Here is an 18,996-nt window from a genome sequence, read left to right as displayed (position 1 = left end):
TGCCGTCTGCCGTCTGTCCTCTGCCAGGACTCAGACCCGCGTCCACGCGTCCAGCGCGAGGCCCGGCTCCGCCTTCTGGCGCGCGAGCCGCAGCGTGCCGTCGAGGCCGATCGTGGCCATGACCACGCGGTCCTGCGCGTCCAGCGCCAACGCCGGTGAGCCCAGGCAGGGTTCGCCCGTCCCGGCCCACCAGACGCCCGCCTTCTCGTCCTCCGTCGGACAGGCCGCTATCACCGGGCGCCCGTCCTGGCCCCGGTGGGCGAGGACCGTGCAGTCGTGGCCCTCTATCGTCGCGCGCAGGGCCGCCATGGGGCCCGCGGCGGGGGCTCCGCCGAGGGGCCGCATGTCCTCGTCGTCGCCGCGGTGGGCGAAGACTCCCTTGCCGCGGGCGTCGGCGGCGTAGTACGTGAGGCGGTCAGGGGCCGTCTCCAGGGCCGTGCCGGAACCGGAGGCCGGGGGCAGCGCGATGTCGCCGGAGCGCGTCAGCTCGGCGCCCTGCTTCTCCTGGGTCCAGTGCAGCGTCTTGTTCTCCGCCGGGCCGAAGACCTCCACCCGGCCCGTCGAGGTGGCGACCGCCGTGATGCCGTCGAGGACCTCGCGGACCTTGAGGTCCTTCCACCCCTCCCACTTGCCGCCCTTGCCCTCACGCCGCACCCGGACGCTGTTCACCGCGTCCCGTACGAAGACGTGGACCGTGCCGGAGGCGTCCACCGCGGCGGTCGGGGCGCCGAGGTGCGGGGCGCGCTCGACGACCTTGGTGTGCGGATTGCCGAGCGAGCGCCAGTCCATGAGCGGTCGGCCCGACTGGTACTGGACGGCGTGCACGACGTCGACCTCCGTGCCGCCACCCTCCTTGGGGAGCCCTCGCAGAGCGACGAAGTGGACGTACCCGTCGGCCCCTTGGGCCAGGGTCAGGTGGGTCAGGTGCGGCGCCTCGAAGAGCTCAGGGCCCGTCCAGTCCGGGCCGCCGGGACGGGTCTCCGTCCAGCGCAGCAGGCCGTCCGCCGAGCGGGCGTACGCGGTGAGCCTGCCGTCCTTGCCGCGCAGCAGCCAGCGGCCTGTCGCGAGGGTGCCGCTCGCGACGTGATCGGCGGCGGCAGCCGTCTGGCGGGAGGGCTCCCGCTCGGGCCTGGGGGCGGACCTCAGCGGCATGACTCTGCGCCGACCTTCCTACGAGCGTGCGTCTTCTCCGGCCCTTTTAGTCTACGTTTGGCGCAAACCGCTCCTGTCCGGGGCTTGTCCGGGGCTCGGCCCCCCGTGTGCCAGGGTGACGCCATGAGAACTCTCCTCGTCGTGGACGCCGCCAATGTCGTCGGCTCGGTCCCCGACGGCTGGTGGCGCGACCGGCACGGAGCCGCCGAGCGACTGCGCGACCGACTCGTCGGGTACGCGGACGAGGGCCTGCCGGGGCATCCGGGCCCCCTGGAGATCGTCCTCGTCGTCGAGGGCGCGGCGCGCGGCGTGGAGTCCGTCGAGGGCGTACGCGTGGTCTCCGCGCCCGGCAGCGGGGACGACCGCATCGTGGAGCTGGTCGCCGAGGCCGCACCGCGACCCTGCCTTGTCATCACCGCCGACCGGGAACTCCGCGGCCGCGTCGGCGAGTTGGGTGCCCAGTGCCTGGGCCCGCGCTCGGTGCGTCAGCCCGGGGCCGAGCGGGACCGGCCGTCGCCGGAGCGCGAGTAGAGCACCGCGCCCTCCACCGTCGCCACCGGCTCGTAGCCCGCCGCGAGGATCCGCCGCAGCGAGGGCACCCGCTGCGGCGCGAAGGGCTTGCCACGGGAGTCGTCCACGATCAGCGCGGGCGGACCGGCCGCGAGCTCACCGCGGAAGACCGGCCAGACGCCGTCCACCGCGTACTTCTCGCCCACCTGAGGGCCGTTTCGGCCGCCGCTGTAGTTGGTCAGGAGCCCCGCCGTGAGGTAGCGGCTCGCGGGGGCGCGGTCGGCCAGCCAGTACGTCTCGGGGTGTATGCCCCACACCAGGACCCGATCCGCCGGTGATGTGCGCGCCCGGACCTCGCCCGCGATCCGCTCCGCGTGCGCGAGCTCGGGGCGCGGCGCCAGCATCCCCCAGGTCAGGAAGAGCGCGCACGCCCCTGCCGAAACCGACACCGCCGTCAGCGTGCGCTCCCGGGGCAGGATCTGGAGCGCCGCCGCTCCCAACAGGGCGAGCGGCGGCATGAGTTGCAGGTAGTAGTGCCCGAAGAAGTGGAAGCCGACGAGGACCGCGCCCGCGGACGAGGCGAGCCAGAGCCACAGCTCCGTCGAGCCGGTGCGGGCGATGCGCAGGACCCGTACGACGGGCGGGATGATCCCGGCGCAGGCCGCCGCGAGGATCGCCGCGTTGGTCAAACCCCGGAAGAGCACATGGAGTTCGGACCCGGTGAAGGAGGCGTACGCGCCCGACCCCGTCACCGTCCAGAACAGGAACCCCGCCGGATTCGTGACGGCGGCCGCCACAAGGACCGGGCCGCCCAGGCCAACCCCCAGGCGCAGTACGTCCCTTCGGGCGCCGCCCGCCTGCCAGAGCAGCCACGCCACCGGGACCAGGGCCGCTCCCCCGGTCTGCTTGGCCAGGAACGCGCAGGCCACCGCTGCCCCCGCGGCGCGCCAGCGGCGCCGGTCCGCGCACCATAGGGCGGCTGCCGTGCACGGCAGCATGAAGACCTCGAAGGTGGCCGCCTGGACGTCCTCGGGGTTCAGGCCGACCGAGAGGAGGAGGTACAGCACGCCCGCCGTGCGGCCCGCGCCGTCGCCCCAGCGGCGCCGGGCGATACAGACGAGGATGACCGCGGTCAGCAGCTGGGCCGCCACCGCGAGCACCTTGAGCGGCAGCAGCGTCGCGTCGCCGAAGAGCACGAACGCCCCCTCGTACAGCCAGGGGACGAGCGGCGGCTTGCGGTCGACGACCGTTTCGTAGAGCTCTCCGCCGTCCGCCAGCATCCTTGCCTGGACGGCGAGATAGCCCTCGTCCGGGCTCCACAGCGGCCACCGGAAGGAAGGGATCCGGGTGATGCAGGCCAGCGCGGCGAGGAGCGGGAGCAGGCGCGGCCAGTACGGCGTGGGGGGCGCCGGGGCGTGCTCCGTACGCGGGCGCGGCAGCCGGAGCGTGCGTACGGAGCGTAGTGACGCGGGGGGCTCGGCGAGCATACGGAGCACGCTATCGGGCCCCGCAGTCCCTGCCTGAACGGGACATACGGGGCCGATGGATTAGCCGGAAGGAGCCGTTTCGGCTACGGAACGTTTCCGGGCGGGAATTCCGTCTCCCCTCTGCCGAGCCGGCTGTGCGAGCGCCCGTACACGAAGTAGACGACGAAGCCGATCGCCATCCAGATGCCGAACCGCAGCCAGGTCTCGCCCGGCAGGTTCAGCATCAGCCACACCGAGGCGGCCACCGAGAGGATCGGCACAAGCGGCACCAGCGGGGTGCGGAAGGCGCGGTGCAGTTCGGGGCGGGTGCGGCGCAGTGCGATCACGCCGATGGCCACGACGACGAACGCGAAGAGGGTGCCGATGTTCACCAGGGTCGCGAGCTCGTTGATGCTGGTGAAGCCCGCGATGACGGCGATGAGGACGCCAAGCAGGATGGTCGGCCGGTAAGGCGTCTTGAAGCGCGGGTGCGTGACGGAGAAGAAGCGCGGCAGCAGACCGTCGCGGCTCATCGCGAAGAACACCCGCGTCTGCCCGAGCAGCAGGATCAGACACACGGTGGTCAGGCCGACGGCGGCACCGAAGCTGATGGCGCCGGCGTACCAGGGGTGGCCGGTGGCCTTGAAGGCTTCGGCGAGGGGCGCGCTGACGGACAGTTTGGTGTAGTGCTGCATGCCGGTGACCACGAGCGAGACGGCCACGTACAGCACCGTGCAGATGAGGAGCGAGCCGAGGATGCCGCGCGGCATGTCGCGCTGCGGGTTCTTGGTCTCCTCGGCGGCGGTGGCCACCACGTCGAAGCCGATGAAGGCGAAGAAGACGACGGAGGCCGCGGTGAAGATGCCCATGACGCCGAAGTTGGTGGGTTCGTAGCCGAAGATCAGCTGAGCCATGGGGGCGTCTTCCCAGCCCACCCCGACGTCCGGGGTCACCGGGTCGGGGATGAACGGCGAGTAGTTGTCACCCACGATGAAGAAGAGACCCGCGACGATCACGATCATGACCACCGTCACCTTGATGGCCACGACGACCGCGGTGATGTTGGCGGACAGCTTCATGCCGACCACGAGAATCGCGGTCAGCACCAGGACCAGCACGAAGGCCAGGATGTCGAAGGTGCCGCCCGGCACATCGGGGCCTTCAAGCACACTCGGGAGATGCCAGTTCGCGTTGTCCATCAGGGAGCGCACATATCCGGACCAGCCGACCGCGACGACCGCCGTGCCCAGGGCGAATTCGAGGACGAGGTCCCAGCCGATGATCCAGGCGGGCAGCTCCCCGATGGAGGCGTAGGCGAAGGTGTAGGCCGACCCGGCCACCGGGACGGTCGAGGCGAACTCGGCGTAGCACAGGGCCGCTAGCGCACAGACGATGCCGGCGGCGACGAACGCCAGCGCGGTCGAAGGTCCCGCGTTCTCCTTGGCCACCTTTCCGGTCAGGACGAAGATGCCGGTGCCGATGATGACACCGACGCCGAAGACCGTGAGATCGAGGGCGGACAGCGACTTCTTGAGTGCGTGTTCCGGCTCGACGGTGTCCTGGATGGACTGTTCGATGCTCTTCGTTCTCAACAGGGTGCTTCTCACGGACCTACCTCCACGCTTGTCGTCCCCGACATGATCGAGACGGCGAGTACCCCGTAGGTCCCGGCGCGAGCCTATTCACGCGAATGGGCCGATTCCACCACCCGTACAGGGTGCTGAAACCGGCCCGTCAGCGGTGCATGTTGACTCAGTCGCGCGCGGGCTCCCCCGCCTCGACGGAGTCCACGGCCGCCGTGCGCTCGGTGGGGGTCCCCCCGCTCGAACGAAGTTGAGAGTGGGGGAGGCCATCGAGCTTGGCGACCAGACCGGTCACCTGGCGGGCGATGTCCGGGGCGGTCAGACCGATCTCGGCCATGACCTCCTTGCGCGAGGCGTGGTCCAGGAAGCGCGGCGGGATGCCGAAGTCGCGCAGCGGCACGTCGACGCCCGCGTCGCGCAGGGCCTGGGCGACGGCCGAACCGACGCCGCCCGCGCGGGAGTTGTCCTCGACGGTGACGACCACGCGGTGCTGCTCGGCGAGCGGGGCGAGCGCCTCGTCGACGGGCTTGACCCAGCGGGGGTCCACGACCGTCGTCGTGATGCCCTGCTTGTTCAGGAGCCCTGCGATCTCCAGGCACATGGGCGCGAGGGCGCCCACGGAGACCAGGAGGACGTCGGGGCGGCCGGTGCCCGCCTTGCGCAGGACGTCCATGCCGCCGACCTTGCCGACGGCCTTGACCGCCGGGCCGACCGCGCCCTTGGAGTAGCGCACGACGGTCGGGGCGTCGTCGACCTCGACGGCCTCGCGGAGCTGGAGGCGGACCTGGTCGGCGTCGCGCGGGGCGGCGATCCGCAGGGTCGGCACGCACTGCAGGATCGACATGTCCCACATGCCGTTGTGCGAGGCGCCGTCCGTGCCGGTGACGCCCGCGCGGTCCAGGACGAAGGTGACGCCGCACTTGTGCAGGGCCACGTCCATCAGGAGCTGGTCGAAGGCGCGGTTGAGGAACGTCGCGTACACGGCGAAGACGGGGTGCAGGCCACCGGTGGCCAGGCCCGCCGCCGAGACGGCCGCGTGCTGCTCGGCGATGCCGACGTCGTACACCCGGTCCGGGAACGCCTTGGCGAACTTCTGCAGGCCGACCGGCTGCAGCATGGCGGCCGTGATCGCGACGATGTCCTCGCGCTCGTGGCCGAGCTTGACCATCTCCTCGCCGAAGACGGACGTCCAGTCCATGCCGCCCGCGGCGATCGGCAGGCCCGTGTCGGGGTGGATCGGGCCGATGCCGTGGAAGTGGTCGGCCTCGTCCTCCTCGGCGGGCTTGTAGCCGCGGCCCTTCTCGGTGATGCAGTGCACGATGACCGGGCCGCCGAAGCGCTTGGCGCGCACCAGGGCGGACTCCAGGGCCTCGATGTCGTGGCCGTCGATCGGGCCGACGTACTTCAGGCCGAGGTCCTCGAACATGCCCTGCGGGGCGATGAAGTCCTTCAGGCCCTTCTTCGCGCCGTGCAGCGTCTCGTAGAGGGGCTTGCCGACGACCGGGGTGCGCTCCAGGAGGTCCTTGCCGCGGGCCAGGAAGCGCTCGTAGCCGTCGGTGGTGCGCAGGGTCGCCAGGTGGTTCGCGAGGCCGCCGATGGTCGGGGCGTACGAACGCTCGTTGTCGTTGACCACGATCACCAGGGGGCGGTCCTTGGCGGCGGCGATGTTGTTCAGCGCCTCCCAGGCCATGCCGCCGGTGAGCGCGCCGTCACCGATGACGGCGACGACGTGGTCGTCCTTGCCCCGCACCTCGTTCGCCTTGGCGAGGCCGTCGGCCCAGCCGAGGACCGTCGAGGCGTGCGAGTTCTCGATCACGTCGTGCTCGGACTCGGCGCGCGCGGGGTAGCCCGAGAGGCCGCCCTTGGTGCGCAGCTTGGTGAAGTCCTGGCGGCCGGTGAGCAGCTTGTGCACGTAGCTCTGGTGGCCGGTGTCGAACAGCACCTTGTCCTGAGGCGACTCGAAGACGCGGTGCATGGCGATCGTGAGCTCGACCACGCCGAGGTTGGGGCCGAGGTGGCCGCCGGTCTTGGAGACTGCGTCGACGAGGAAGGCGCGGATCTCGCCGGCCAGCTGGTTCAGCTCCTCCGGGCTGAGCCGGTCCAGATCGCGCGGTCCCCTGATGCGGGTCAGCAGCGGCACCCGTGCCTCCTTGCAGTAGAGCTTTTCGAGCGTTGACCGGATTGTTGCCGGGCCTGTTGAGTCTAATGTTCCGCCATTGCCGACGGCGTCCGGGCCGTGAGTTGCGCGTCACGCGATCGGGTGTGACCGCAGGAGCACGCGCCCCCCTTGCCGGGGGCATGACTGTGCCCGGCGTCTCCATTGACGCCGGGCACAGGGTTCACGTGCGACTGCTGCCGATCGGATGACGGCGGCCTCGTCGCCGGGCGTCAGGCGCGGCCTGCCGCCTTCTGGCTCCGGCGTGACACGGAGTCGAGCACCACCGCGGCGAGGAGCACGGCGCCGGTGATCATCGACTGCACCGCCTTGCTGGAGCTGCCCGACATGTACAGGCCAGTCATGATCGACTGGATGACCAGGATGCCGAGCAGCGCCGACCAGGGGGTGCCCCGGCCGCCGAAGAGGCTGGTGCCGCCGATGACCGCGGCGGCGATCGCCAGCATCAGGGTGTCGCCGCCACCGAGGTTCGAGTCGGCGACGCCGGACTGGGAGGCGATGAAGAGGCCGCCGAGGCCGCCGAGGAAGCCGGAGATCGTGAACACGGAGATCCGGATCCATACGACGTTGATGCCGGCCCTGCGGGCCGCCTCGACGCCGCCGCCGACCGCGAAGACCTGCCGTCCGTAGTTGGTGCGGCGCAGCACGAAGCTGGCCAGGACCACCACGGCGACGAAGACGGTCAGACCGAGCGGGAGACCGTCCTCCTGGTTCAGGACGAAGGCCACGACGTAGGCGAGGACCGCGACGACCGCGGTCCGCAGGGCCAGCTCGCTGACCGGGCGGTGCGGCAGATCCGCGGCCTTGCGGCGCAGACGCTGACTCCACTGGGAGTAGCCGTACGCGACGACCGCGACGGTGGCGAGGCCGTAGGCGGCGGCGACATCGCTGAAGTAGTAGTTGTTCAGCTTGTAGATGATGCCGTCGGAGATGTTGTTCAGGCTGAGCGTGTTGCCGAGGACGTACAGCTGCAGGCCGCTCCACCCCAGGAAGCCTGCCAGCGTCACGACGAAGGCCGGGACTCCGATCCTGGCGAAGAAGAATCCGTGCAGTGCGCCGATCGCGGCGGCGGCGGCCAGGCCGATGATGACGGCGAGCCCCTCGTTCACGTCCTGCTTGATCGCGAGCACCGAGCTGATCGCGGCGGTGAGCCCCGCGACCGAGCCGACGGACAGGTCGATCTCGCCGAGCAGCAGGACGAAGACGATGCCGGTGGCGATGAGGCCGGGCCCGACGATGTACTGCGCGATGTTGCTGAGGTTGGACGGGTCGAGGAATCGCCCGGTGGTGATCTCGAAGATCGTCCAGATCACGATCAGACCGGTGACGACCGGTATGGAGCCGAGCTCGCCGCCCTTGATCTTCCGCTTGAACTCGCCGAGATAGCCGGCGAAGCCCTGCTCACGGACGAGCAGGCGCGGGTCGACGACCGGGATGGCGGCGGCCGGGGCCTCCGCGTCCACCTTCTGCGGTGGGGTGTTCACGGTCTCACTCACTTCGCGGCCTCCGCGTTGCGCGCCGTGCGCCGGGTCACGGCGTTCTCCGTGGCTCCGGTGATCGCGGCGATGATCTGTTCGTTGCTGGTGTCCTTGACGCTGAAGACACCGTTGTTGCGGCCGAGGCGCAGGACGGCCACCTCATCGGCCACGGCCTTGACGTCGGCCATGTTGTGGCTGATGAGGAGTACCGCGAGGCCGCGCTCCCGCAGCCGCTCCACCAGGTCGAGGACCTGTGCGGTCTGCTCGACGCCGAGCGCCGCGGTGGGCTCGTCGAGGATCACCAGCTTGGGGTCGCCGACCAGGGCGCGGGCGATCGCGACGACCTGGCGCTGACCGCCGGAGAGCGAGGCGATCGGGATACGCACGCTCGGGATGCGGATGGAGAGGGTGTCAAGGAGCTCCTTGGCACGCTTCTCCATCGCCACCTCGTCGAGGACCTTGGCCCGGCCGAGCTCCCGGCCGAGGAACAGGTTGGCCACGACGTCCAGGTTGTCGCAGAGCGCGAGGTCCTGGTAGACGGTGGCGACACCAAGGCCCTGGGCATCGTGGGGGCGCGCGATGGAGACGGACTTGCCGCCCCACTCGATGGTGCCCTCGTCGATGGGGTGGACCCCCGCGATCGTCTTGACGAGGGTCGACTTACCGGCTCCGTTGTCGCCGACCAGGGCGACCACTTGACCTGCGTGTACTTCCAGTTCGACATCGGTGAGCGCCTGGACGGCACCGAATCGCTTGGAGACGCCGCGCAACGCCAGCACGGGCGGAGCGGACATGTGAACCATCTCCTTCGTCCGCCAGGGGATGGCGGAGGCCGTACGGGCATGGCGTACGGCGGGATGTGATGTGTGGGCTAAGGGGGGATGAGGCAGGAAGGCGAGCAGACGTACGGCGTCCTTGCCCCCGACAGCGGGGCAAGCGTGAAGGAGACAGAGACGCCGTACGAGTCAATTGCCCGCAACCCGGCGCTACTTGATGCCGGCGTCCGCGCAGGCCTTGGCGAAGTCCGGGGTGCAGATCTCGCTCGTCTTGTAGAGCTTGTCCTTGACCACGGTGTCCTTGATGTCGTCCTTGGTGACGACGAACGCCTGGACGAGGGCCGACGGGATGCCCTTGTCGCTGGGGCTGTCCAGCTTGGCCGTGACCAGCGAGTCGATCTTCTCGCCGTTCAGGAGCTTGACCGCGACCTCGGCGGTCTTCTCCGCCTCGGGCTTGTACGGCTTGTAGATGCTGAAGGCCTGCGTGCCCTTCAGGATGCGCTGGATGCCCGCCAGTTCGGCGTCCTGGCCGCCGACCGGGATCCCCTTGACCTTCGCCGACTGCAGCGCCGCGACGATGCCGCCCGCCATGCCGTCGTTGGCGGAGTAGACGGCGTCGAAGCCGTCCTTGCCGAGGGAGGTGATGGCGGTGCCCATCTTCTCGCCCGCGATCTTCGGGTCCCACTCGCCCGTCTGCTCGTAGACGACCTTCTTGACCTTGCCGTCGAGGACGGAGTGCGCGCCCTTCTTGAAGAGGGCGGCGTTCGGGTCGGACTCCTTGCCGTTGATCATGACGACGTTGGAGTCCTTGGCCTTGGCGCCCAGGGCCTTGACGATGCCCTCGCCCTGCAGCTTGCCGATCTTCTCGTTGTCGAAGGAGACATACGCGGAGACCGGGCCCTCGGCGAGCCGGTCGTAGGCCACGACCTTGATGTCCTTCTTCTCCGCCTCCTGCACCCACGCCTTGGTGGCACCGGAGTCGACCGCGTCCAGAATGATGACCTTGACGCCGGAGTCGACGAGGTCGTCGAACTGCTGCTTCTGGGTCGAGACGTTCTCGGAGGCGTTCTTGTAGTTGATCTTGCAGTCCGAGCAGAGGTCCTGGACCTTCGCCTTGATCAGCGGGTAGTCGAAGGACTCGTAACGCGTGGTCTTGCTCTCGGGCAGGAGCAGACCGATGGTCTTGTTGTCCTTGCCCTCGTCACCGCCGCCGGCCTCGCCACAAGCAGCAAGGGAAACGGCCATCGCGGTAGCGGTCATGGCTATCGCGGCACGACGCAGATGGGTGTTCACTTATTCAAACCTCCCTGACGTGGCCGCGTCGTTGCGGCCGAGGTGGCTCGAAGTCAACTCGGCCGCCACACCAGCGTCAAGGAGTAAATCCTTAACGAGATGACAACGGTGCCATGCGTTATCTAAGTGAAGGCAGGTGCGGTCGCGGGCAGCGAGCCATCCAAAAGGGTCGAATCGCCCATTTCGCTGAGCGCGAGAGCCAGCGCCCCGAGCACCTCGGCACGGCCGCCGAGCGCCCCTGGAAGGACGGACAGCTGGCGTGCCGCGCTGGGGATCGCATAGCGCCCCACGGACTCCCTGATGGGCCCCAGGACCAGCTCACCGGCCTCCGCGAGGTCACCGCCGAGGACGACCCGGCTGGGGTTCAGGAGGTTGCAGAGGTTCGCCACACCGCTGCCGATGTGCCGGCCGACGTCCGCGATCACGCGGCGGCAGCCCGGGTCGCCGTCGCGCGCGAGGGAGACCACGCGCTCCATGGTCAGCTCGGTGCCGTGGCTGGACTGGAGCAGGGGCAGCACATAGCGGGCCGCGGTGAAGGTCTCCAGGCAGCCGCGGTTGCCGCAGCGGCAGACCGGGCCCGACTCGTCCAGGGTGATGTGCCCGATCTCGCCCGCGGTGCCGCCCGGGCCGCGGTAGATCCGCCCGTCGATCACGAGCCCGGCGCCGACACCGCTCGCGACCTTGATGTACGCGAGGTCCTTGACCCCGCGGCCGCTGCCCCAGACCAGCTCGCCGAGCGCGCCGAGGTTGGCGTCGTTGTCGACGTGCACCGGGACGCCGAGGCGGCCCCCCAGCTCCTCGGCGGGCTTGGTGCCGGTCCAGCCCGGCAGGATCGAGGTCGAGCCGAGGGTCCCGGACTCCACGTCGATCGGTCCGGGCACGCCGAGGCCGACGCCCGTGATCTTCGCGCGGTCCACGCCGGTCGCCGCGATCAGCCTGCTGACCAGCTGCTCGGCGCGGTCGAAGCCCTGCGCGGCCGACGCGTCCACGTCCAGCGGCTCGGCCTCTTCGGCGAGCACCTGGTGGGCGAGGTTCCCCACGGCCACGCGCAGGTGCGTGTGGCCGAAGTCGACGCCGATGACGATGCCCGCGTCGCCGCTGAGCGAGACGCTGCGGGCCCTGCGGCCGCCTGCCGAGGTGGGCGTGACCTCGACCGTTCCGCCGTCCTTGAGCTCCCGGACGATGTTGGAGACCGTGGCCGCGGACAGACCCGTCGTCCTGGCGATCTCCGCCTGAGTGAGCGACCCGGCGAGCCGTACGGCACGTACGACCCGCTCGAGATTGGCCCGGTGCAGCGACGACTGCGACCCCGGAGTCTCCATTGACTCAGCCACCCTTTTCCGTATGACGTAACGGCGATGTAGCCGCCCGTACAAGTTGTGAACTCCAAGCTCTGCTGAACGGGTTGGCGCAGTCAAGTCCTTGACGTAAATCGACACCCCTGAACAGCGGGACAGGCCGGGTCCAAGCGGCGAGGATGCACCCCAAACCATCCAGACCCGGCCTGTGCGGGCCGATCCGTTACTTGACCGATCCCGCGGTGAGACCCGAGACGACATGCCGCTCGATGAAGGCGAACAGCACGATGACCGGCACGATCGCCACCACGGAGGCCGCGAAGAGGTAGTTCCACTCCACGGTGTAGGCGCCGATGAAGTTGTTGATGCCGACGGTCAGCGGCTGCTTGTCGGGTTCGGTGGTGAGCGTGAGCCCCATCACGAACTCGTTCCACGAGGTGATGAAGGTGAAGATCACCGCGGTGACCACGCCCGGCAGCGCGAGCGGCAGCGTCACCTTCACCATGGCGCCGAAGCGGCTCGTGCCGTCCACCATGGCCGCCTCTTCCAGCTCGGGCGGGATCGAGCTGATGTAGGCCGTCAGGATCCACACCGCGAACGCGAGGTTGAACGCCGCGTTGGTGATGATCAGCGTCCAGACCGAGTTGAGCATGTCCAGCTGGTGGAACTCGCGGTAGAGGCCGACAAGCAGGGCGGTGGGCTGGAACATCTGGGTGATCAGGACGAGGAGCAGGAAGGCCTTGCGGCCGCGGTAACGCATGCGCGCCGTGTAGTACGCGGCGGGCAGCGAGACCAGGAGCACCAGGAGTGTCGCGCCGCCCGCGACAAGGAGGGTCACCTGGAGGTTCTGGCCGAGCTCCGACTCCTTCCAGACCTCGATGAAGTTCGACCACTCCAGGTTCTGCGGCAGGTACGTCCGGTCGCGCAGCTCGTCCTTGGGACGGAGCGCGGTGATCACCATCTCCAGGTACGGAGCAAGGAAGATCGCCGCGAGCGCCCAGGCGACCACCGTGATGACCAGCGTGCGCGGCCGGAACGTGCGCTTGGGCTTGCGCTGGGGCGCGGGGCCCTTCGGGGACCCCGCCCGGGGAGCCGTCGCGGTGGCCATCAGTCCTCCTCGTTCCACCGGCTGACCTTCAGGAAGATCAGCACGAGCACGACGACCATCGCGAAGTTGACCACGGACATGGCGGCGGATTCGCCGATGTCGGTCTCCTTCAGCTTGTACATGAACACCATGGTCGTGGAGGTGTCATAGCCGGGTCCGCCCTGCGTCATGGCCCAGATGATCGGGAAGGAGTTGAAGACGTTGATGAGGTTGATGACCACGCCGACGAGGAACGCGGGCCGCAGCATCGGCAGCGTGATGTGCCGGTACGTCTGCCAGGGGCTCGCCCCGTCGATCCGCGACGCCTCGTAGACCTCGCCCGGGACGGTCTGCAGACCGGCGAGCAGCGTGTACGTGGTGAAGGGCAGCGAGACGAAGATCGCGACGGCCATCATCCACGGCCAGGCCGTCTCCGGTTTGCCCAGCCAGTCCTTGGAGTTGTCGATGAGGCCGAGGTCGAGCATCACCGTGTTGAGCACGCCCGCGGTCTGGTTGAGCATCCACTTGAAGCCGATGGCGGTCATCAGGACGGACGCCGCCCAGGGCGCGATGAGCGCCCAGCGGGTGACGGTGCGGCCGGGGAACTTCTGGTTGAACAGCTGGGCGAGGGCCAGCGAGAGCAGCATCGTCACGGTCACGACGACGACGGTCCACACGACCGTCCAGAGCAGGACCGCCCCGAAGTCGGTCTCGTCGAAGAGCTTCTTGTACTTGTCGGTCCCCGCGCTGCCGCGCACGATGCCGGCGATGGAGATGTTGAGGAACGAGGTGCGGATCAACTCGACGACCGGCCAGATGACCACGGCGAGGATCAGCAGGATGACGGGCGCTATCCAGGGCAGCGGGCCGAGCCGGGCGATACCGCTGCGTCGGCTCACCGGCCTGGGTGCGCGCCCGCTCCGTCCCCGGCCGGTGTCGGCCGGGGGCGGAGGGGCCTTCAGTGACACAAGGTCTCCTAGCGAACGAGACGTACGGGACGAAGGGGAGCCGCCTGTCTGCTACTTGCTCGCGGCAGCCGCGTCTTCCGCCTTCTTCTGCAGGTCACCGAGGACCGACTTCGGGTCGTCGCTCACGGCCTTGCCACCGGTCTTCTTCATCTCCGCGGAGATGACGTCCCACGAGGTGTCACCCAGCGGGTAGAACTTGGCGTTCGGCAGGACCTCGAAGAACGGCTCCAGGTCCTTGTGCTTGCCGTTGGTCTGCATCTCCTTGAGCGTGTCCTGGGTGACAGGCATCAGGTTGTACATCTCGTCGAACTCCAGCATCTTCTTGGAGTACGTGAAGTCGAGGAACTTCTTGACGCCTTCCTTCTCCGCGCCGCCGTCCTTGAACGCCATCATCCAGTCGGCCACGCCGAGGGTGGACTCCAGCGGGCCCGTCTTGCCGGGGATCGGCGCGACGTCGTAGTCGACCTTGCCGTCCTTGGCCATCTGGATCAGGCTCGGGTGGCCGTTGAGCATGCCGACCTTGCCGGCCGCGAAGTCCGCGAAGGCCGTCTTGCGGTCGGTGGAGGCCGGGTTGGAGTACGTGAGACCGGGCTTGACCAGGTTCTTCTGCAGCCAGTCGAAGGTCTCGACGTTCTTCGCGCTGTCGAGCGTGTACTTGCCGCTCGCGTCGGTGTAGCCACCGCCGTTGCCGAGCTCCCACATCATCGTCTCGCCCTGGGTCTCCTCGGGGCCGAGCGGGAGGGCGTACGGGGTCTCGGCCGCCTTGGAGGACTTGATCTTCTTGGCGGCCGCGGCGAGTTCGTCCCAGGTCTTGGGCGGCGTCTTCACGCCCGCCTTCTTCAGGACGTCCTTGTTGTAGAACATGACGCGGCTCGAGGAGACCCACGGGATGCCGTACTGCGTGCCGTCCACCTCGCCGGCCTTGGCGAAGGTCGGTATGAGGTTCTCCCGCGTCTTGGGCGAAAGGACCTCGTCCGCCTTGTAGAGCAGGTCGTCGGCGACCTTGTCGGCGTAGCCGCCGGTCTGCAGCAGGTCGGGCTGGTTGCCCGCCTGGATCATGTTCTTGACCTGCTTGTCGATCTCGTTCCAGTTGATGACCTGGACGTCGACCTTGTAGCCCTTGTTGGCCTTCTCGAATTCCTTCTTGACGCCGTTCCAGTAGATCTTGGAGGCGTTGGAGGCCTTGTCGCCGTAGTCGGCGGCGACGATCTTGATCGTCTTGCCGTCGCCGCTGTCGCTGTCACCGCCGCACGCGGTAAGTCCCATGGCCATCGCGAGCGTTGCCGCACCGGTGGCGATTACTCGATTCCTCATGCTGTTCAACCCTTCGACATCGGTGTCGACTTGAACGCGGGCAAAGGATCCCCCCGCGGCGCCGTGTGCCGACATTACTCACGGCCGGAATTGGCGCGACAGGCCTAGACCACTTTCGTGGCCAAGCTGAAATCACCGGCGGTCAGGGTCACTTGAGAGCCCCCGCGGTGAGCCCGGCCTGCACCTGCCGCTGGAACACCGCGTACACGACGAGAACCGGAAGCATCGCGATCGTCAGCCCCGCGAAGAGCGCCCCCCAGTCGCCCCGGTACCCCTGCGAGACCGCCAGCGAGGCGAGCCCCTGCGGCAGCACGTACCTGCTCTCCTCCTCGTTGTTGAGCAGCAGCGGAAGCAGGTACTGGTTCCACTGGCCGAGGAAGTTGAAGATGCCGATGCTGACCAGGCCCGGCTTGGCCATCGGCAGCATGATCTGGAAGAACGTGCGCGTGTGCGAGGCCCCGTCGACCATCGCCGCCTCCTGCACGCCGGTCGGCAGCGTACGGAAGAAGGACGTCAGGAAGAAGACGGTGAAGGGCAGCGAGTACGCGATGTACGCGATCATCAGGCCCGGCCTGGTGTCCAGGAGGCCGAAGTTCTCCATCACCGCGAAGAGCGGGACCAGGGCGAGGATGACGGGGAACATCATGCCGCCCGCGAAGAGCATGAAGATCAACCGGTTGCCCGGGAAGGTAAAGCGGGCGATCACGTACGCCGCCATCGAACCGAGCAGCATCGTGCCGGTCAGTGAACCCGCCAGGATGATCAGCGAGTTGATGGCGTACTGCCCGATGTTGGCCGTGGTCCACGCGTGGGTGAAGTTCTCCCAGTGGAAGGAGGTCGGCCAGCCCATCGGATCGCTGAGGATCTCGACCGAGGGGCGCAGCGCGGTGAGGGCGACCCAGACGAGGGGCCCTGCCGCGAGGACCACCCACAGGACGAGGAAGGCGTGCGAGAAGACGTTCAGGGTCGCCCCGCCCGCCGAGTCGGCCTCACGGCGGGGTGCGTCGGCGGAGTCGGTGCGGGGCGCGGTGGTCGTGGTCATGATGCAGTGGCTCCCGCGGTCTCAGTATTCGATCCGGTCGCGATTCCCGATCCTCATGACGATCAGCGAGAACGCCATGCTGAGGACGAGGAGGACGACGCCGATGGAGGTGGCATAGCCGTATTGACCGTCACGGAACCGTTCGTAGAGGAAGACCGGAGTGACCTTCAGGACGTGCTCGGGCACCATGACGAGCACGATCGCGAACGAGTCGAGTGCCTGGATCCCCATGTAGATCCAGCCGGTCCGTACGGTGTCGAAGATCAGCGGCAGCGTCACGCTGAAGAAGGTCCGGCCCCGGCCGGCCCCGTCGAGCAGCGCGGCCTCGTAGATGTCCTTGGGGATCGCGCCCATCGCGGCGGAGAACAGCACCACGTAGAAGCCGACGAAGCTCCAGGAGAGCACCGCCATCACCGCGATGAGGGCGAGACCGCGGTCGCCGCCCAGCCAGGCGGGGCCGTCGATGCCCAGCTTGTCGAGCCCGCCGTTGATCAGGCCGCTGTTGGTGTTGAAGACGCGGCCCCAGACGACGGCGATGATGGCGACGGACAGGACCTGGGGGAAGAAGTAGACGACCTTGTAGAACGACGAACCCGCGACACCGGCGATGGCCCGGCCCTTACGGTGCCGGCCGCCCGACGTGATCATGTATGCGAAGAACATGCCGAGCACGAGCGTGATCAGCGGGGCGACGATCGCCAGGGTGACGCTCACCTCCAGGGAGTCCCAGAAGCGCTCGTCGTTCCACATCTTGGTGAAGTTGTCGAAGCCGATGAAGTTCGCCACCGGTCCGCCGGACCAGTCGGTGAACGAGTAGTAGATCGCCTGGATGAACGGCGAGATGACGAACAGGGCGTAGAACGCGAGCGGCAGCGACAGGAAGCCCGCGATGAAGCGGTACTTGTCGAGCGTCCGGTAGCGCCGGTCGTAGCGCACGCTCTCGGGAGTGAAGCGGGGCGGCAGCAGCACTGCCAGGAGGAACAGGAGCCGGTTCGGCGACTTGCGTCCGCCTGCCCGGTCCTGTGCCTTCTTCGAAGGTGGGGAATCGTCCACCCGGGTGTCAGTCTTCACGCCACTCCGCCCCGCCTCGCTCACGTGCCCGCGTTCTCGGTTCCGCCGCTGGATCCGTTACCGGTTCCTGCGCCCCTCAGGACTTCTTGATCTTGCTGATGTCCGGGTCCTTCAGGATGCGGTCGGACGCCTTCTGCATGGTGTCCATCGCCTGCTTGGTGCCCATCTGGCCCAGCATGAACTTCGCGATCATGTTGTTGAAGTCCTCGCGGAACAGCTCGTTGTACCAGTCGAAGAACTTCGGGATGACGACGTTCTCGCCGGCCGCCTCGATGGCCGCCTTCGCGCTCGCCGTGCCGGACGGCAGCTTCTGGCCGTCGATGGCGCCCTTGACCACGGGGATCGAGGCGACCTCCTTGAACAGGTTCAGGGCGGCCTCCTTGCTGTACATCATCCGCAGCCACTCCATGCCGCCCTGCACGTTCGAGGCCTTGGCGGGCACGACGAACGGCTCACCGGCCGGGGCGTAGAGCGTGCCGAACGGCATCTTGTCGCCGGAGTCCAGGGACGGGGTCGCGCCGACCGACATCTGGAAGTCCTTGGGCGTGGTGTCCTTGGCCTCGTTCTCCACCCAGGAGCCGTTGGGCACGAAGAGGCACTTGCCGCCCTTGGTCCAGGCGGTCTGCATCTCCGTGTGCGCCTCGGTGCCGTCGAAGCCGGTGAGGACGTACTTCTTGGAGACGAGCTCTTCCCAGGCCTCGAAGACGTCCTTGACCGCCTCGTGCTTCCAGGCGTCCGGCTCCAGGTAGTCCATGGCCGTGGTGACCTCGCGCCCGCCGCGCTGGGCGAACATCGCGTACATGCTGAAGAACATGTAGCGGGGGTGGCCGCCCGGGTAGCTCCAGCCGTGGATGCCCTTGCCCTTGGCCTTCTTGCAGACCGCGAGCATCTCGTCCCAGGTCTTCGGGTACTCGGAGTCGAGCCCCTCTTCGAGCAGCTTCTTGGAGTACCAGTTGCCGTAGACCGTCAGCGCGATGTTGAGCTGGTAACACTCCTTGCCGCCGAAGGTGCCCTGCTGCTCGACCACCGGCACGAGGGTCTCGCGCACGGTCTTGCTCGGGTCGTCCCACGAGGGGGCGTCAAGCAGCTCGCCGAGGTCGGCGACCTGCTTGTTGTGCACCAGCTTGCCGATGTTCATCTGGTCGGCACCGGAGTTGTTGACCACGTCCGCCGTGGGCTTGCCGCGGACGATCTTCGGCTGGAGCTGGGTGGCGATCTTCGTGGTGGCCTTCTGGTTCGGGTCGGCCTTGGGGTACTTCTCCTGGTACATGTCGGTGACGAACTGGGCGTACTTGTCGCCGTATCCGCCGTTGAAGATGTAGACCCCGAGAGCGGCGTCCGTCTTCACGCCGAGCGGATTCTTCTTGGACTTCTCGCCCTTCTCCGCCTTGTTCTCTTCCCCGCCCCCGCTCGCGCAGGAGCTCAGGGCGCCCATGGCCGGCACTGCCAGAAGGCTGGTGGCCGCCGCCCTCTTCATCACGTCACGACGGTTGATGCTGGTCGATCCCATGCTCAAGTCCTCGCCTTCTCCAGGACTCAGGCGGCGTACGGGGCTCCCGACAGCTCGCCGAAGGCGAAGGGCCCGACACCGCGGGTCAGTTGAAGCTTTGGTGGTACTGAACGTGCGACAACTACATGGCAAGGGCTCGCACCCGCCACTCAGGGTGCCGATAGGTATAGTCCACTTCTCGGCAGCAGAGCAAGATCGAATGCAGCTTGGGCCAGCAGTCTTTCCCGAGTTGAGACCTCGCGGAGATGTGGACTGGTTCGTTCACGGCGTGA

15 protein-coding genes are annotated in these 18,996 nt (G+C 68.2%); 1 reads left to right on the top strand and 14 read right to left on the bottom strand.

Annotation, left to right across the window (positions count from 1 at the left end; all coding sequences use genetic code 11):
- Window positions 1-30: 30 nt before the first annotated feature.
- Window positions 31-1,152 carry a PLL family lectin gene (locus tag ABD378_RS36280; RefSeq protein ID WP_344528253.1) on the bottom strand — a complete coding sequence of 374 codons (1,122 nt, stop codon included), beginning with the start codon at window positions 1,150-1,152 and terminating at the stop codon, window positions 31-33.
- 123 nt (window positions 1,153-1,275) lie between these two features.
- On the opposite strand from ABD378_RS36280, the gene ABD378_RS36275 reads away from it, so the two are divergent.
- Complete coding sequence (locus ABD378_RS36275) at window positions 1,276-1,683, top strand: NTP pyrophosphohydrolase (RefSeq protein WP_344528251.1); 408 nt, start codon at window positions 1,276-1,278, stop codon at window positions 1,681-1,683.
- On the opposite strand, the gene ABD378_RS36270 is transcribed toward ABD378_RS36275, so the two are convergent.
- The 13 genes from ABD378_RS36270 to ngcE all read right to left on the bottom strand — a co-directional run bounded on the left by ABD378_RS36270 (window position 1,638) and on the right by ngcE (window position 18,724).
- The gene (locus ABD378_RS36270) at window positions 1,638-3,149 is read right to left on the bottom strand and encodes an ArnT family glycosyltransferase (protein ID WP_344528249.1); all 1,512 of its coding nucleotides are present in this window, start codon (window positions 3,147-3,149) and stop codon (window positions 1,638-1,640) included. The genes ABD378_RS36275 and ABD378_RS36270 overlap by 46 nt on opposite strands.
- 83 nt (window positions 3,150-3,232) lie before the next feature.
- Window positions 3,233-4,723, bottom strand: coding sequence for an amino acid permease (locus ABD378_RS36265; protein ID WP_344528320.1), 1,491 nt, complete (start codon window positions 4,721-4,723; stop codon window positions 3,233-3,235).
- Between the two features lie 157 nt (window positions 4,724-4,880).
- A complete protein-coding gene (dxs, locus tag ABD378_RS36260; protein WP_344528247.1) occupies window positions 4,881-6,851 on the bottom strand; it encodes a 1-deoxy-D-xylulose-5-phosphate synthase in 1,971 nt (656 codons plus the stop codon).
- A gap of 248 nt (window positions 6,852-7,099) precedes the next feature.
- A complete protein-coding gene (locus ABD378_RS36255) occupies window positions 7,100-8,383 on the bottom strand; it encodes a sugar ABC transporter permease (RefSeq protein ID WP_344528245.1) in 1,284 nt (427 codons plus the stop codon).
- Window positions 8,380-9,168, bottom strand: coding sequence for an ATP-binding cassette domain-containing protein (locus ABD378_RS36250; protein WP_344528243.1), 789 nt, complete (start codon window positions 9,166-9,168; stop codon window positions 8,380-8,382). Before ABD378_RS36250 ends, ABD378_RS36255 begins: the two co-directional genes overlap by 4 nt.
- 183 nt (window positions 9,169-9,351) lie before the next feature.
- Entirely contained in the window at window positions 9,352-10,434 is a 1,083-nt protein-coding gene (locus ABD378_RS36245; protein ID WP_344528241.1) for a substrate-binding domain-containing protein, read from the bottom strand.
- A gap of 122 nt (window positions 10,435-10,556) precedes the next feature.
- Window positions 10,557-11,756, bottom strand: a complete 1,200-nt coding sequence (locus tag ABD378_RS36240) for an ROK family transcriptional regulator (protein WP_344528239.1) — start codon at window positions 11,754-11,756, stop codon at window positions 10,557-10,559.
- Window positions 11,757-11,955: 199 nt separating this feature from the next.
- Window positions 11,956-12,840, bottom strand: a complete 885-nt coding sequence (locus ABD378_RS36235) for a carbohydrate ABC transporter permease (protein WP_344528237.1) — start codon at window positions 12,838-12,840, stop codon at window positions 11,956-11,958.
- Entirely contained in the window at window positions 12,840-13,718 is an 879-nt protein-coding gene (locus ABD378_RS36230) for a carbohydrate ABC transporter permease (RefSeq protein WP_344528235.1), read from the bottom strand. Before ABD378_RS36230 ends, ABD378_RS36235 begins: the two co-directional genes overlap by 1 nt.
- A 120-nt stretch (window positions 13,719-13,838) precedes the next feature.
- Window positions 13,839-15,101, bottom strand: a complete 1,263-nt coding sequence (locus ABD378_RS36225) for an ABC transporter substrate-binding protein (RefSeq protein WP_344528233.1) — start codon at window positions 15,099-15,101, stop codon at window positions 13,839-13,841.
- 148 nt (window positions 15,102-15,249) lie between these two features.
- Window positions 15,250-16,143 carry a carbohydrate ABC transporter permease gene (locus ABD378_RS36220; protein WP_344528231.1) on the bottom strand — a complete coding sequence of 298 codons (894 nt, stop codon included), beginning with the start codon at window positions 16,141-16,143 and terminating at the stop codon, window positions 15,250-15,252.
- Between the two features lie 21 nt (window positions 16,144-16,164).
- A complete protein-coding gene (locus tag ABD378_RS36215; protein WP_344528318.1) occupies window positions 16,165-17,079 on the bottom strand; it encodes a carbohydrate ABC transporter permease in 915 nt (304 codons plus the stop codon).
- 211 nt (window positions 17,080-17,290) lie between these two features.
- Window positions 17,291-18,724, bottom strand: a complete 1,434-nt coding sequence (gene ngcE / locus ABD378_RS36210; protein WP_344528229.1) for an N-acetylglucosamine/diacetylchitobiose ABC transporter substrate-binding protein — start codon at window positions 18,722-18,724, stop codon at window positions 17,291-17,293.
- Between the last annotated feature and the right edge of the window lie 272 nt (window positions 18,725-18,996).

Origin of the sequence: Streptomyces rectiviolaceus, assembly GCF_039533825.1 — a bacterium.
GTDB classification, from domain to species: domain Bacteria; phylum Actinomycetota; class Actinomycetes; order Streptomycetales; family Streptomycetaceae; genus Streptomyces; species Streptomyces rectiviolaceus.
This window is presented reverse-complemented; position numbering and strand designations above follow the sequence as displayed.